The sequence below is a fragment of the Parabacteroides sp. KHUB-02 genome, assembly GCF_056640955.1.
Genome location: NZ_JBWQEV010000001.1, coordinates 1,336,908 through 1,353,220, shown reverse-complemented (window position 1 = coordinate 1,353,220; position 16,313 = coordinate 1,336,908). Strand labels below are relative to the sequence as shown.

At 47.5% G+C, this 16,313-nt stretch carries 13 protein-coding genes; 6 read left to right on the top strand and 7 right to left on the bottom strand.

Features of this window, described 5'->3' with window-relative positions; genetic code table 11:
- Positions 1-7 precede the first annotated feature (7 nt).
- Together ACYIA1_RS05905 and pbpC are read left to right on the top strand one after the other, a co-directional pair.
- Positions 8-445, top strand: coding sequence for a DUF6078 family protein (locus ACYIA1_RS05905; RefSeq protein WP_122378617.1), 438 nt, complete (start codon positions 8-10; stop codon positions 443-445).
- Positions 417-2,963: a penicillin-binding protein 1C gene (pbpC, locus tag ACYIA1_RS05900; RefSeq protein ID WP_480334688.1), complete on the top strand. Its 2,547-nt coding sequence runs from the start codon at positions 417-419 to the stop codon at positions 2,961-2,963. The genes ACYIA1_RS05905 and pbpC overlap by 29 nt, the downstream gene beginning before the upstream one ends.
- Before the next feature lie 8 nt (positions 2,964-2,971).
- Here pbpC and ACYIA1_RS05895 read toward each other — a convergent pair whose 3' ends face one another.
- The gene (locus tag ACYIA1_RS05895; RefSeq protein ID WP_217772254.1) at positions 2,972-4,420 is read right to left on the bottom strand and encodes an alpha-amylase; all 1,449 of its coding nucleotides are present in this window, start codon (positions 4,418-4,420) and stop codon (positions 2,972-2,974) included.
- 105 nt (positions 4,421-4,525) lie between these two features.
- Between ACYIA1_RS05895 and ACYIA1_RS05890 the strand changes: the two genes are divergently transcribed.
- Complete coding sequence (locus ACYIA1_RS05890) at positions 4,526-6,292, top strand: glycoside hydrolase family 13 protein (protein WP_480334685.1); 1,767 nt, start codon at positions 4,526-4,528, stop codon at positions 6,290-6,292.
- A gap of 97 nt (positions 6,293-6,389) precedes the next feature.
- Positions 6,390-6,641 (top strand): GlsB/YeaQ/YmgE family stress response membrane protein, encoded by a 252-nt coding sequence (locus tag ACYIA1_RS05885; protein WP_005857281.1) that lies wholly within the window; start codon positions 6,390-6,392, stop codon positions 6,639-6,641.
- 113 nt (positions 6,642-6,754) lie between these two features.
- Here ACYIA1_RS05885 and nhaA read toward each other — a convergent pair whose 3' ends face one another.
- The 6 genes from nhaA to ACYIA1_RS05855 all read right to left on the bottom strand — a co-directional run bounded on the left by nhaA (position 6,755) and on the right by ACYIA1_RS05855 (position 14,126).
- On the bottom strand, positions 6,755-8,116 hold the full coding sequence (gene nhaA / locus ACYIA1_RS05880; protein ID WP_121962303.1) for a Na+/H+ antiporter NhaA: 1,362 nt from the start codon (positions 8,114-8,116) through the stop codon (positions 6,755-6,757).
- Between the two features lie 113 nt (positions 8,117-8,229).
- On the bottom strand, positions 8,230-9,438 hold the full coding sequence (locus tag ACYIA1_RS05875; protein ID WP_005862684.1) for a cation:proton antiporter family protein: 1,209 nt from the start codon (positions 9,436-9,438) through the stop codon (positions 8,230-8,232).
- A gap of 107 nt (positions 9,439-9,545) precedes the next feature.
- Positions 9,546-10,145 (bottom strand): IMPACT family protein, encoded by a 600-nt coding sequence (locus tag ACYIA1_RS05870; protein ID WP_005857285.1) that lies wholly within the window; start codon positions 10,143-10,145, stop codon positions 9,546-9,548.
- A gap of 3 nt (positions 10,146-10,148) precedes the next feature.
- Entirely contained in the window at positions 10,149-10,370 is a 222-nt protein-coding gene (locus ACYIA1_RS05865) for a hypothetical protein (protein WP_005857287.1), read from the bottom strand.
- Positions 10,367-13,222 (bottom strand): excinuclease ABC subunit UvrA, encoded by a 2,856-nt coding sequence (gene uvrA, locus ACYIA1_RS05860; RefSeq protein WP_480334681.1) that lies wholly within the window; start codon positions 13,220-13,222, stop codon positions 10,367-10,369. Before uvrA ends, ACYIA1_RS05865 begins: the two co-directional genes overlap by 4 nt.
- Before the next feature lie 157 nt (positions 13,223-13,379).
- Positions 13,380-14,126 carry a potassium channel family protein gene (locus tag ACYIA1_RS05855; RefSeq protein WP_121772422.1) on the bottom strand — a complete coding sequence of 249 codons (747 nt, stop codon included), beginning with the start codon at positions 14,124-14,126 and terminating at the stop codon, positions 13,380-13,382.
- A gap of 197 nt (positions 14,127-14,323) precedes the next feature.
- Between ACYIA1_RS05855 and gadC the strand changes: the two genes are divergently transcribed.
- Both gadC and ACYIA1_RS05845 read left to right on the top strand, forming a co-directional pair.
- Positions 14,324-15,811 carry a glutamine/gamma-aminobutyrate antiporter GadC gene (gadC, locus tag ACYIA1_RS05850; protein WP_005857294.1) on the top strand — a complete coding sequence of 496 codons (1,488 nt, stop codon included), beginning with the start codon at positions 14,324-14,326 and terminating at the stop codon, positions 15,809-15,811.
- Positions 15,812-15,971: 160 nt separating this feature from the next.
- The gene (locus tag ACYIA1_RS05845) at positions 15,972-16,184 is read left to right on the top strand and encodes a hypothetical protein (RefSeq protein ID WP_005857296.1); all 213 of its coding nucleotides are present in this window, start codon (positions 15,972-15,974) and stop codon (positions 16,182-16,184) included.
- Positions 16,185-16,313: the final 129 nt, after the last annotated feature.

Sequence of the window (16,313 nt, the reverse complement as noted above, 5' to 3'; positions counted from 1 at the left end):
CAAGATCATGCCCAAGAAACTACACAAGGAAATCCCCATCGACTACGCCGTCTGCCAGCAACAAGATTGCCCTCGGGCCGGAAAGTGCCTGCACCAGATCGCCTACCAACCGCTCATCGAACAACCGGCAACCGTATTACGGCTGCTGAACCCCACCCTCTGTACCCGGGATGAGGCTTGCCCCTACTTCCGAGACTCCGCTCCCGTCACCTACGCACGGGGCTTCACCGGGATGCAGAGCCGGATGTTCCCGGCGCAATACCAGCAATTCATGTCGATACTCATGTCCCATTTCGGACGTAACCCCTACTTCGAGCGGCGAAGGGGCGAATTTCCACTCTCACCTAAAGAGCAAAGGATCGTGCTAAACGCCTTGCGAAGGGTCGGAGTGACGGAAGAGCTAAGGTTCGATCATTATGAGGAGAGTGTCAATTGGTATGATTGAGGCAGTACTCTTTATAAAGTACCGCAATACTCAGCCGGACAGTACCGCAGTACTTCTTAAGGAGTACCGCAGTACTTTGCGCACAGTACTACAGTACTTCCTACGGAGTACTGGCAGATGCCTCAGCCATCTATCCAAGTCGCTACTACCGAGGCCGGGACGAGTGCCATGGCGCCTCCTCGCATCCCTCTTGGGGATCGGCGTGACGGCGTGGTGTATCCTGTATGGCATCGTGCCCCGGCAATTATTTCCCGCCCCCTGCTCTACCTTATTATATTCGGCCGAGGGCGAGCTTTTAGGCGCACGTATCGCACCGGACGGGCAATGGCGTTTCCCGGCGGCGGATAGCTTGCCTGATAAATTCGTGGATTGCTTGCTCACGTATGAGGATAAACGGTTCTTTTACCATCCCGGTATAGACCCCGCCGCCATCTTCCGGGCGATCCGCTTGAACGGGAAAGCGGGGCGTGTGGTGAGCGGAGGAAGTACCTTGACCATGCAATTGGCACGCATAGCGAGAGGGAACCAAAACCGGACCTTCTACGAGAAAACGATCGAGATGTGCTGGGCGCTCTTTCTAGAAACCACCTATAGCAAACAAGAGATACTGAACCTCTATGCCTCGCACGCTCCCTTCGGGGGAAACGTGATCGGGCTGGAGACCGCCGCATGGCGTTATTTCGGGCGAAGCGCCTCCGAGCTATCGTGGGCCGAGAGCGCTACGCTGGCCGTCCTTCCCAACTCCCCCGCCTTGATCCACCCCGGGAGAAACCGGAAACAACTGAAGGAGAAGCGGGATCGCTTATTGGCTTCCCTTCAAAAGAAAGGTGTATTGGAGGAGACCGAATACGAGCTGGCCTGCATGGAGCCACTTCCCGAAGCCCCTCTCCCTTTACCTAATGATGCCCCTCACCTGTTAGAAAGACTGGCTGCGGAACAACCGGGACAACGCATCCAAACCTCCGTCCGCCAAGCCCTGCAACGACAGACACAGGCCCTCGTAAACCGTTATGCCCGTGAATACAGTTCCAACCATATCTATAATCTGGCGGCGATCGTAGCGGACGTGGAGACCGGGGAGGTATTGGCCTACGCCGGAAACGCTACCTATCCGGCCGACGAGCGGCGAGGGAACCAAGTGGACATCATCACCTCGCCCCGCAGCACGGGAAGTATTCTCAAGCCCTTCCTGTATGCCGGTATGCTGCACGACGGGCTGTTGCTCCCCTCCATGCTGGTATCGGACGTGCCCTTGAATATAAACGGCTTCTCCCCCCATAATTACAACAAGACATTCTACGGGGCGGTACCGGCCCATGTAGCCATAGAGCGCTCCTTGAACGTGCCCTTGGTACGTATGCTCTCCCAGTATAATACCGGACGCTTTATGTCTTTACTGAAATCGTGGGGAATGACTACCTTACGTTTCTCCGAGGAACATTACGGGGCCTCCTTGATCTTGGGAGGGGCCGAGGGAACCTTATGGGATCTTTCCGGTATGTATGCCTCCATGTCTCGTGTGCTTAAACATTACCGTACTTACAACGGACGCTATAATCCCGCGGATATCCATCCGCTGACTCCCTTTCCGGCGGAGAGGAAGGAACCCATCCGTTCCCTTACCGATAGCCGGCTCACCGATAAGGCTCTCCTTTCCTCCGCGGCCCTGTGGTACACGTTCGAGGCGATGTCCGCACTGAACCGTCCCGAGGAAGAGGCCGACTGGCAACAATTCGAGTCGATGAAACGGATCGCATGGAAGACCGGGACGAGTTACGGGGGACGAGACGCTTGGGCGATCGGCATGACTCCCCGCTACGTCGTCGGCGTATGGGCAGGTAACGCTTCCGGCGAGGGCCGTCCGGGACTTACGGGTGTCGGCAACGCCGCCCCGGTCCTTTTCGATCTCTTTTCCCTATTGCCCGGTGGCGAATGGTTCGACCTGCCCTACGATGAGACGCTTCCCATGGCGATCTGCCGGAACAGCGGGCATAAAGCCTCGCCCTACTGCGAGCAAACGGACACCTTATACATGCCGCTGTCCGGCAATAACACGGGGATTTGCCCCTACCATAAGCTCGTGCATCTATCGGCGGACGGACGGTACAGGGTCAATAGTTCCTGCGAGTCTGTCGACCGGATGATCAGCCGCCCGTGGTTCGTGCTTCCTCCCGCGCAGGAGTATTACTACCGCAACTATCACATCGATTATATCCCGCTCCCTCCGGTAAAACCCGGCTGCGGGCAAGACCTGAACCGCCAGATCGAACTGATCTATCCCGAGCATAACGCCATTCTCTACCTTCCGAAAGGCTTCTCCGGAAAGTCCGAGAAATTTATCTTCAAGGCCGCCCACGCCCGCCGTGACGCTACGATTTACTGGCATCTGGACGAAAGCTATCTGGGAGAGACCACCGAGAATCACCAGATCAGTTGCTCCGTGAGCCAAGGAAAACATCTCCTTACCCTCATCGACAACGAGGGGAACCAGAAGAAAATACAATTCGAGGTCAAGTAAAGCATCCGTTAAGCCTTGACCTTGACCCAAACAGCCAATTTGCCTCCCTTGACAAGGAAACGGCCTTTCCCTTCCTCATCAATCGTCACGGTATCTTTTACCGAGCCTGTGATCTCATGCCATACCTCGCCTTTCCGGTTCTCCCCCACAGACATTGTTTTCTCTCCATCTTCCCCGTTCGAGATAACCACCGCCAAGCCCGAATCAGCATGTCTCGGATCTCCCAAGCGTACGAAGCCAATCGTGTTCGGATGATCAAAATAATCCACCTCTTCCCCGTACGCATATTCTTTCCGGGCACGCAATAGCATATCCAATACCTTACGATGGGGAGATTTCTTCCCTTTTACGCCATAATAATCCCCATAAAAGATACACGGATACCCTTTCTTCATCAACAGGATCAAACCGTAGGCGGAAGGTTTGAACCAATCCTTCACCTGCGACTCCAAAGAACTGTTTTTCTGGGAATCATGGTTATCCACGAAGGTGACGGCTTGATCCGGGCATATCTCGACCAAGGTCCCTTTTAATAGATCGCGTAAATCATAGTCACGACCTTTCTCGGAAGCCTCATTCAAGTTATAATGTAAGGCTACGTCAAACAAATCCACGTTATATTCTACTTGCGACAGGTAAGCCTCCAACGATTCGGTATCGTTTTTCCAATATTCCCCGACAGCGTAGAAGCCCTCTCCCCGATCCGCTCTCACCGCCTCCAGAAAATGCTTGATAAACTGGTCGTTCATATGCTTGATCGCATCGAGTCGCATACCGTCCAAGTTTAGTTCGTTCGATACCCAGATCCCCCATTCCTGCATCTCACGCACGACTTCAGGGTTATCGAAATCCAGATCGGCGAACATGAGATAGTCGTAATTTCCATTCTCATCATCGACTCCCTCACTCCAATGTTTTCCCTCTCCCAGAATCTGGAATATACCTTCCTTCTTGCGGGATACATCATAGTCCGTCCCGGAGAAATGAAACCAATGCCATTTAAAATTAGAATACATATTGCCACGCCCCGGGAAGTCGAAGCCGGTCCAGCCCTCTATCTCATGGGGTTCGCTGGTAGCGTTTTCCCGTTGCCCAGGATCTACCTCTTGCGCCATAAACCACTCGGTATAATCGGCTCCCGCCTTATGGTTCATCACGGCATCCAGATATACGCCAATCTGGTTCCGGTGAAGTTCCTCGATCATTTCTTGAAGTTCCTGTTTAGTTCCATACTTGGTGCGTATGGTCCCTTTTTGGTCGAACTCCCCCAAATCATATAGATCATAGGTTCCATACCCCTCGTCCGCTTGCTCATGGCCTTTGTACGCGGGTGGAATCCATACGGCGCTGATCCCGATCTCATGTAAATGCGAGGCATCATCCTTCAGCCGTTTCCACAGCATTCCATCGTTCGGCAGATTCCATTCGAAATACTGCATCATTACTCCATTTTCCATATGTTTCTTCTATTTATTGATAAAACAACACTTCCCAAGCGTCATAAGTTGCTGAAACTAACCACCACATCCTTTTGTTATAGTAAAAAACTAAAGAATAATAAAATGGATTCAAAGCATGTTACAGAGAGTACGTCCGGTCAAGAGGACATTCAAAAGACTTGGTGGAAAGAAGCGATTATATACCAAATCTATCCCCGTAGCTTTCAGGACAGCGATGACGACGGAATCGGTGACTTAAACGGTATCACCTCCCGCTTGGATTATATACAAAGCTTGGGTGTGGATATCATCTGGTTAAACCCGATCTTTCTCTCTCCCAACGATGATAATGGTTACGACATCAGCGACTATCGGGAAATCATGAGAGAATTCGGTACGATGGAAGATTTCGACCGCCTCCTGAAAGAGATTCATAAACGGGAGATGCGACTGGTACTGGACTTGGTAGTAAACCATACCAGCGACGAGCATCCTTGGTTCGAGGAAGCCCGTAAATCCAGACATAATCCCTATTATAATTATTACCATTGGTGGCCGGCCGAGAAAGGTGAGCCTCCCTTGCGCCTCAGCTATTTCGACGAGGAAGGCAACGCTTGGACGTATAACAAGCCAACCGACTCGTATTACCTGCATTATTTCTCCCGGAAACAACCCGACTTAAATTGGGAGAACCCAGAGGTACGCCAAGAGATTTTCGATATGATGCGCTTCTGGTTCGATAAAGGGATAGACGGTTTTCGCATGGATTCCATCTCTCTTATCGCCAAAGATCCCTCATTCCCTCTCATAGATTCCAAGAAATATCCGGATATCTTTTCTTTCTATGCCAAAGAGCCTCGCCTACACCTCTATCTTCACGAGATGAATCGGCAGGTATTAAGCAAATACGATTGTATGAGTGTTGGAGAAGGTTCGGCCGTGATGGTAGATGATGTCGCTAAATTTGTCGATCCGGCCCGGGAAGAGTTGAATATGCTTTATCATTTCGACGCCGCCCGTATCCGGAATACAACCCTACCGGACAATCCGGAATCCGGTATAGACTATAGCTTGATCGCCCTAAAGAAGATGTTTACGGAATGGGATAAGGCGGTAGATAAGGGTTGGCCCTCGATCTACTTGGGTAATCATGACCAGCCCCGTATGGTCAGTCGCTTTGGTAGCGATAAGGATGAGTTCAGGGCCTTGTCCGCTAAGATGCTTATTACTTTTCTGCTTACGATGAGAGGAACGCCTTATTGGTTCGCCGGGGACGAGATAGGTATGCGTAACATTCGGTTCGACCATATCGAGGATTATAACGATATCGATACGATCAACCGCTATAAGAAAGCGAAAGCAGAGGGTAAAGATCCGCAGGCGGTATTGGACGAACAGAAAGAGACCGGACGAGACAACGCCCGCACTCCTTTCCAATGGGATCGCTCGCCGGAAGCGGGATTTACGGCAGGAACCCCTTGGTTAAAGGTAAATCCGGATTATACTTGGATAAACGTAGCGGACGAAGAAAAAGATCCGACCTCCATACTTAATTATTTTAAGAAAGTAGTCAGTTTCCGTAAGGAGAATCCGAGTTTGATTTATGGCAGTTATCATTTGCTGGATGCGGAGAATCCCCAATCCTATACCTTCTTACGCAAGACTGGGGCCGACACTTATCTGATTATGCTCAATTTCTCCCCCAAGGCGGCAATCTCCACTCCGGGGATAGATATGAGTAACGCACACGTCCTATTGGACAATTACGGGGACCGAAGTCATATGGCGCCTCAAAAAGATATCACGCTCCGTCCTTTCGAAGCGATTGTCTTTCAATTGAACCATCCCGTCTATAAATCCTTCATCGATTCGCTAGATCTTTTGGAATGATTCGTTAAAAAGAGGTACAAAGCGCAACTAAAGACTTTTCGGATGTGTTTAAATACAAAGCATCAGAACTTTTTAATAAAATATAAAACTATTCGTTATGGGATTTATTTGGTCTATTATCATCGGTATCGTTGCCGGCTATCTGGCTGGTAAGATCATGCGTGGAGGAGGTTTCGGGGTCATTGTTAATTTGATCCTAGGTATTATTGGAGGTGTATTGGGTGGCTGGGTATTCAGCTTACTAGGCATATCGGCCGGTGGTATCTTAGGAAGCTTGATAACCTCTACGGTCGGAGCTATTTTGTTATTATGGATCGGCTCGCTATTCAACAAATCCAAAGAGGTTTAAGAAGGCGTGCTCAATTATCAAATCATATATTACATGGCAACAAGATCTCACGAAACTTTAGTTACGGCATAATATAATGTAAAAGGCAGTCCTTTGCAGGACTGCCTTTTTATTTAGATCGTTTCCACTTTTTCTTTAGGTAAAACCCATTTCAATACCAGATAACCGCAAAGACCGGATATAAACGATCCCGTGAATACACCCAGCTTCGCCTGATTCAAGAGATCGGCACCCGCCGCCGTACTGCCGTCAAAGGAAAGATTCGCTATAAACAAAGCGACCGTGAAACCGATTCCTCCCAACATGGATACTCCAAATAAATTACGCTTGCTCATGCCTGTAGGCATGGAGGCAAATGGCGTACATGCGAACAAGTAAGAGAAAGAGAATATACCTAATGTCTTTCCTACAAATAGGCCCACGAACACCGCCAACGGTACATTAACTAATGTCTGGGGTTGGATATCCCCGAATGTCACACCGGCATTCACGAAAGCGAATAAAGGAAGTATCACATAGTTTACCAAAGGATGCAACTTATCAGCGATGGTCTGCAACGGACTGATCGTTTTATCCGCCAACGTATGGATGTTATTCAATACCTGAATTTGTGTAGGCGTAAGCACTTCCGCTTTACGGGACTGACGAACCTCGGTATAGTCCAGCATATTCAAATACCCGGTCATATCACACGTGAAATCATCTAGCTTAACAACCGGACGGGCTGGAACCGTAAAGGCGATCAACACGCCGGCGATTGTCGGATGGATTCCTGACTCCAGAAATAGCAGCCAAACGATAAAGCCACCGATATAGAAAAACAATCGGTTATGTACCCGGAACTTTCCTCCCACATACAACAAAGCGAGGACTATCAGGGATATCAACAAAGGCTCGAAAGCGATATGCCCGCTATAAAACAGGGCGATAATTATGATACCTCCAATATCATCCACCACAGCCAAGGCGGTCAAGAAGATACGCATGCTCAACGGCACCCGCTTCCCCAACAAGCCCAATACGGCCAAGGCGAAAGCGATATCCGTAGCCATCGGAATAGCCGCCCCGTTTACCTCGGGAGGCGTATTACATACTAACATATAAAATAAGACCGGCACGATCATTCCACCACAGGCGGCGATAATAGGCAATAGCGCCTTCCGCACGGAACTCAACTCACCGATCAATACCTCTTGCTTGATCTCCAGACCGATCACGAAAAAGAAAACCGCCATAAGGGCGTCGTTCACGAAAGCCAGCATAGACATGGTCTCGCCATGATGCGCAAAGAAGTTAAACTGCCCGGCTTGCAGATCGATTGGAAAAGCTAATAACTGGTGATACCTATCTGCCCAAGGCGAATTGGCCAAGACCATAGCGATGATGGTAGCGGCAAACAATAAAAGACTAGCGTTCGGCTTCTGTATAGCGAAGCGACGCAACGGTTTAAGGATAACATTAATCGTACGGTCCATAAATAATAAGTTAGATGAAGGTCTTCAACAATTGATCGTACTATGACTATTCCCGTTCCCTCCCAAGAGGGAAACGGGATATCATCTTGAAATACCTTCAAGTGTTTTTTCTATTAATTGACAGCTTTGGCTTTTCCTGCTTGCTCCAGGTTATAAGCGCTGCGTGTGAGTTTCTCTACCCAGATGACAAAGATACCAGTTAAAATTAAATTAAACACAATAGTTAACACAGAAATTATCAACATAGGGCCACCTAATCCATATCCCAAGGCTATGAAAATAACGCCGGCTCCTACCTCTCCACGGGTAAACATACCGATAGACAGCGCCAAACGCTCCCGTTTCATCCGGTCACGGTAGAAAAACAAAGGAAATAGTTTACCGATATTGGATAAGAATGAGACGATTACGACGTGTAAAGCGATCATCGACCATGACATCATCGGCTGTGCGCCTGTCACCGTAGTTACTTCCGCCGCTTGCTGAGCGAAATCCACACCCATAAACACCGGCATGCTCACTCCGACAAGGAACATAAAGAGATAAGAGATAAAATCGGACACTTGATGCTCGATCTTGGTATCGATATGCTTATGCCGCATGATCATACCTACGACAAACGCAGGTAAAAGTACCTCGATATGGATGCTAGCCTCCTCCCCGTACATATGTTTCGATACCAGATAAATCACTTGCGTGATACCAAACGTCACGACGGCATAGAACAAGATGGCTTTCCAGTCTTGACGTACATTATAATATCCCATTTTCTTCCAGCCCAGAATCAAGAGCAATACCACAACCAGAATAATGACTCCCAATTGCCAGCGCAAGCCGATCATCATGATTTGCAACGGGATCATCAACAGGATCGTGTCCAAGTCATCGAAGATCGCCAATACCTGTACCTTCTTATACACCCAAGAGGCTTTTAGCCCGGCGGCGGCCAACATCGTAAACAAGATACCCGCCGAGGTAGGAGCAGCGAACCGGCTTAGCAACAGGTTCTCCTTCCAAGCGTCCCAACTTCCCCATAAATCGCCCGGAAGCAAGACAAACATATAATATAAAGCCACGAATATCCACGGAAACGCAGCCGTAGCCATCGCTATGAAATAATCTTCGGTATAAGACTTCCACCGGGTCTTATCAATCTCGAACTCACGCCCCACATTAATCATGATAAACGCAAGGCAAATAAACAAAAATGTATTAGAGATCGTCTTTACCAGCGAATACTGTTCCCCCACCATAGCGGGAAGCATTTGCGACACGACCAAACCCAACACTAGAAAAAGAGAGAATAAAAGAACTTTTTTCATTCAGATAAAACTATATTAATATTTACACAATAAAATGCAGGGGCAGGGTTCCTCATGAGCCTTGTCTCTACAAAAAACAATTGAAAATTGAATTAGTTGATCGCTTGCTACTCTTTTAGATAAGCGGTCTCAACCTTTAACAAACGATTTTTGAGGCGTTCAGCCTCTCCTTTACGGATACGAAGCGTCATCTCGCAATCCATCTCGAACTTTTGTGAGATGATAGCGGGGTTATCCTCTTTTACGATACGCATGATCCCGTTCAGGTATGGGTATTCGAAAACGACCGTGATGTCCTCGTCTACCGTACGTTCCTCGATCTCGGCGGCGGCGATAGCCTCGGCGGCGGCCGTGCGATAAGCGACGATCAGCCCGCTGGTTCCTAACTCGATTCCACCAAAGTAACGTACTACGACAATCAATAAATCGGTCAGCTCATTCGAGTTGATCTGTCCGAGGATCGGTTTCCCGGCCGTGGAAGAAGGCTCCCCGTCATCGTTGGCCCGGAACGTCTGCCGCTCTGGACCTAACATATACGCCCAGCATACATGGCGGGCATCATAATATTGTTTACGGTATTTCTCCAGTTGCTCCTTCACCTCTTCCACCGTACGCACGGGGATAGCATACGAGATAAAGCGGCTGCGCTTCTCGGTATAATATCCCTCGGCTACTTGCTTGATGGTCTTGTAACTGTCGTCTGCCATAAATCAATCCGGTATTTTAGTGTTAGACACTTCCTCCCGGTACGCCCGGAAATCTTTCATGATCTCTTCGATCTCCTCGATGAAATAAGGATCTTTCACCTTATTCCTCACCTCCTCATAATAGGTCTCTATGGCAGCCAACGCACATACGTCCTGCCCTCTCAGCACGAAGTAAGGTTCCTCCTTCTCCACGCACTGCTTGATCATTTGTATAGGATTCTTCATTTTTTCTTATTTGCTATATCTAACTCTTCTTTCAAGAACGGAGCCGTAAACCCGACGCCACTCTTCGCTAAAGCCTCCGGAGTCCCGGTGAAAAGGACGTTACCTCCACGGCGACCGCCCTCGGGGCCCATATCGATCAAGTAATCGGCGCTTTTGATAACATCGAGGTTATGTTCGATAACGATGATCGTGTTGCCTTTATCCACCAACTTGTTCAATACCCCCAGCAAGACCCGGATATCCTCGAAGTGCAGACCGGTGGTAGGTTCATCCAATACATAAAGCGTCTTTCCCGTATCCCGCTTCGCCAGCTCGGTAGCCAGCTTGACACGTTGGCTCTCGCCACCGGATAAGGTAGTAGAGGGTTGCCCCAACTTGATATATCCCAGACCTACATCCTGCAGGACCTTGATCTTGGATAAGATAGTCGGGATATTCTCGAAGAACTCCACTGCCATATTAATCGTCATATCCAAGATATCCGCAATTGATTTCCCACGAAAACGAACCTCTAGGGTTTCCCGGTTATATCGCTTGCCGTGACAATCCTCGCAAGGCACCAGCACGTCCGGAAGGAAATTCATCTCGATCGTCTTATAGCCATTTCCCTTACAGGTCTCGCACCGTCCGCCCGATACGTTAAAAGAGAAACGTCCCGGTTTATACCCTCTCACCTTCGATTCCGGAAGTTCCACGAACAGATTCCGGATATCCGAGAATACCCCCGTATAGGTAGCTGGGTTGCTCCGGGGGGAACGACCGATCGGAGATTGATCCACATTCACGATCTTATCGACATGCTCGATTCCCTCGATGGCGTCGTATGCCAAGGGGTCTTCCAGCGAGCGATAGAAATGCTGGCTCAAGATCGGTTGCAGCGTGCGGTTTATCAAGGTAGACTTTCCGCTACCCGACACACCCGTGACGCAAATAAGAGTACCCAAGGGGAAAGACACGTCCACATGCTTCAGGTTATTGCCGCTGGCTCCCTCGATCGTAATAAATTGCCCGTTGCCTTTCCGACGCTCGGCAGGAACGGCTATCTCCGTGTTTCCATTCAGATAGGAAGAGGTCAAGGTATCTACACGCAGCATCTCCTTGGGCGTTCCCTCAAAAACGACCTCACCCCCCAGACGGCCCGCTTTAGGCCCCATATCCACCACGTAATCGGCACTCAGCATCATATCCTTATCATGCTCCACGACGATCACGGAGTTTCCCGTATCACGCAATTGTTTCAGGGAATTAATCAAACGGACGTTGTCCCGCTGGTGCAAACCGATGCTCGGCTCATCCAATATATAAAGTACGTTCACCAATTGGCTTCCGATCTGGGTAGCCAGACGGATACGCTGACTCTCGCCACCGGACAAGGTAGCGGAACCCCGGTTCATGGAAAGATAATCCAATCCCACATCCAGCAAGAAGCGCAGGCGGGAGCGTATCTCCTTCAATATCTCCGTAGCGATCCGAAGCTGTTTCGGGTCTAGCTTCTCCTCAATACCCTCCAGCCACTCATATAATTCCGAGATATCCATGGCCGACAACTCGGCGATATTCTTTCCCGCTATCCGGTAGCTCAACGCCTCCTTATTTAACCGCCAACCGTTACATTCCGGACAAGTGGCCATCTTGATGAATTGTCCCGCCCATTTCTGCGCCGAGGCGGACGCCTCGCTCTCCTGTTGCATCAAGATATACTTGGCGACTCCCTCATACGACAAGAAATAGTTAGACGATCCTAACGAGTCATTCTTGATCTGCAACCGCTCGTCTGTACCATTCATGATCTCGTCCATCGCCTCCTCGGGAATATCCCGTATAGGCGTCTTGATCGTCACGCCATGCTTTTGGCAAAGCGCCTCGATCTGCCAGAATATCAACGAATTCTTATATTTACCTAAAGCGACGATGCCACCGCTATATATACTTAAGGATGGATCGGGAACGATCTTGTCCATATCCAACAAATTGACCTGTCCTAAGCCTTTACATTTCGGACACGCTCCTTGAGGGGAGTTGAACGAGAAATTATGCGGAGCCGGCTCACTGTAAGACAATCCGGTCACCGGGTCCATCAAGCGACGACTATAATGGCGAACCTCGTTAGTCTCGGCATCCAGTATCAGCACAAGGCCATCGCCTTGCTTCATGGCGATCTTCAAGCTCTCTTTCAAACGACGCTCGTCTGCCTCGGAGACAATCATCTTATCGATCACCACCTCGATGCTGTGCATCTTATAACGATCCAGCTTCATCCCATGGAAGATCTCTTTCAACTCGCCATCGACACGGACGTTCAGATATCCTTTTTTACGTATCTGCTCGAAAAGTTCCTTATAGTGCCCCTTACGATTACGGACCAACGGAGCCAAGAGATACGTTTTTTTCCCGTTGTACTCATCCAAGATCAGCCGTAAGATTTGATCCTCGGTATATTTCACCATCTTCTCCCCGCTCAAATAGGAATAGGCCTCTCCCGCCCTAGCGTAAAGCAAACGGAAAAAGTCATAGATCTCGGTAGTCGTACCGACAGTGGAACGAGGATTCTTATTGGTTGTCTTTTGCTCAATGGAGATAACCGGACTCAGGCCCGTTATCTTATCCACATCGGGTCTCTCCATATTCCCTAAGAAATTCCGGGCGTAAGCCGAGAATGTCTCCACATACCGCCTTTGTCCCTCGGCGAAAATCGTATCGAACGCCAATGAGGACTTGCCGCTACCACTCATGCCGGTAATCACCGTCAACTTATTCCTCGGAATCTCTACATCTATATTCTTCAGATTATGAACACGTGCGCCAAGTATGGATATGCGCCCGCCTTCCAATGCCTGCTTATCTTTTATCATCTTTTACCTATCTGGTTTTAGGGGCCGTAAAGATACGAAAAAAACAGAAGCCAATCAAACTTTCCGACAAATCATAGTGTAATCTCAGCCACTTCCTTCCGCCTATTTACTCCCTACGGGAAAACCTCGCAGTATCCACCGTAAGGAACCAGGGTTTCTATTTATCCTTCACCTTTGGCTGGGGAGAAGGAGCCTGTATGTTCTCATAAAACCTCTTTTTCTCCTCGTTACTTTTTTGGACAAGGCTTGTCACATATACCGTAAATATTGGAAACATCATCATGCCCAAAGCAGCCAATACGACTGAGAGGACTCGTCCCGTAACCGTAATAGCGGATATGTTAGAGCCAACCGTCGTCACATCCATAAACGCCCACCATAGAGCGTCCCCATAATTAGCCACCAACGGGTTCACCTTATGCTCCAAGACAAAAAATATAAGACTTGAGAAATAAACCGTGGCCAACAACATCGTCAAGTAAGAAACAAACAAGCCGGATGCCTTATTATACGATAACCATCCCACCACGATCGCCAACGCATACCCGCCCCGTACCAAAGGAACGAAACGTAAGAAATAACTAAGCTCGGGTGAGGTGATAATATGATAATATTCTATTATATTTTGGTAAGGGATCGCTACGAGCAAGAAAATAAAGTGCGTTCGCAAATAACGTAATTTATCTTTCGATAGGAAAAGTTCCAAAACAAAATCGAAAAGAAAAAACAAACAGATCCATAATTGAATCTTCTTATAAGAAGTTTGCGTGTAAAAGGGAATATTCTTAAATGTATCGATGGAGATACTGATAACCAAGAACAGCGACAACAATAGTATAATGATATGTAACACACCATATACCCCCTTCTTTCTCAATGCGAAATCAAATACGGCCATTTTCATAAGCGTTACTATTTATTTAATTATAATCCTTTTCATTTTGGTTTATGACAACAAACCTCATATACCATTTGTTTAAACAGCGAAATGTGTTAATTAACCAAGTTTTACGTAGCAAAAACAAAACATCTTCTTTGATTCGCTGTTATAAACTCAGACTTAAACGAGAGAAGTAATTCTCATTTTTAAAACATAAATCTATGGCAAATATCAACAAGACAGTAAAGCTAGGTGTGTTTACCCTAGCAATCATGAACGTGACGGCAGTAGTATCTTTACGCGGACTGCCAGCAGAAGCCGTATACGGACTAAGCTCGGCTTTCTATTACTTATTCGCAGCAATCGTATTCTTAATCCCGACCTCTTTGGTGGCAGCGGAATTAGCGGCAATGTTCCAAGACAAACAAGGTGGTGTATTCCGTTGGGTAGGTGAGGCCTATGGAAAACGTCTAGGCTTTCTGGCTATCTGGGTTCAATGGATTGAAAGTACGATCTGGTATCCGACAGTATTAACTTTTGGAGCCGTATCCATCGCCTTCATCGGTATGGATCATCCCGAAGATATGCTGCTGGCGAATAACAAATACTACACGTTAGCGATCGTGTTAATTATTTATTGGCTGGCTACATTTATCTCACTAAAGGGATTGAGTTGGGTTGGAAAAGTAGCGAAAATTGGAGGTATGGTAGGTACTATCATCCCGGCGGCCTTACTCATCATTTTAGGTATCGTATATCTAGCGACTGGCGGGCATTCCAATATGGATTTCCACAGTAACTTCTTCCCCGACTTCAGTAAATTCGACAACTTAGTCTTAGCCGCAAGTATCTTCCTTTTTTACGCAGGTATGGAAATGGGCGGTATTCACGTGAAAGACGTTGACAATCCTTCTAAAAACTATCCGAAAGCTGTATTTATCGGTGCCTTGATCACCGTTGTAATCTTCGTACTAGGAACTTTTGCGTTGGGTATTATTATCCCAGAGAAAGACATCAATCTTACGCAAAGTTTATTAGTGGGATTCGACAATTACTTCAAGTACATTCATGCCTCATGGTTATCCCCAATTATCGCTATCGCTTTGGCATTTGGCGTATTAGCAGGAGTATTGACATGGGTCGCTGGTCCTTCCAAAGGTATATTCGCAGTTGGTAAAGCAGGTTATCTGCCCCCGTTCTTCCAGAAGACCAATAAGATCGGCGTACAGAAAAACATCCTTTATATCCAAGGAGCGGCTGTTACACTTCTTAGCTTATTATTCGTGGTAATGCCATCCGTACAAAGCTTTTATCAGATCTTATCACAGCTTACGGTGATCTTATATTTAATAATGTATATGTTGATGTTCTCCGGAGCGATCGCATTACGTTATAAGATGAAAAAGGCAGGCCGTCCTTTCCGTATCGGAAAAGGTGGCAATGGCTTGATGTGGTTGATCGGAGGTTTAGGATTCTGTGGTTCCTTATTAGCGTTCGTATTAAGTTTCATTCCTCCTAGCCAGATTTCTACAGGAAATAATACGGTTTGGTTCGCCGTTCTCTTCATCGGTGTAATTGTTGTCGTTGCGGCACCGTTTATTATCTATGCGTCTAAGAAAGCATCTTGGGTAGATCCGAACACTGAATTCGAACCGTTCCATTGGGAAGTAAAAAATGACGTATCCGAGACGAATACGACAAAAGCATAACACACATTCATCTCGATAATTACCTAGTCCGGGCTGCGAAAATATTGCAGCTCGGACTTTTTCGTAAAAATAGCACAGAATATTTACGTTTTATTATGTGTATTATAAAAATGTAATTATCTTTGCGATAGTATTCATAAAATAAAATATCAAAAGAACTATGGCACGTACAGTAGATTATTCAAAAAAGGCAGAGAAAATCAAAGAGCAAGTAGATGAATTAGTACAAGAATTAATGGCTGCTAAATCGGCTCCGGTAGTCTCCAAAAGAAGTTTAAAAGTAGCTGACATCAATTTCGAGAACGAGGATGTTAATACATTAATGCAAATACAAGCTCGCCTCGCTCGCGTTATCTTGGAGAAGAGCAAATAAGAAAAAACTCTGCTAAGGTTTTAATAAAAGCGCCTTTCCCGTCTTTAAGGATGTTTCGGGAAAGGCACTTTATTTTTCAGGTCTCGTGCGAACTTTCAAAGAAAAAGCTTATCTTTGAAAACCTAATCA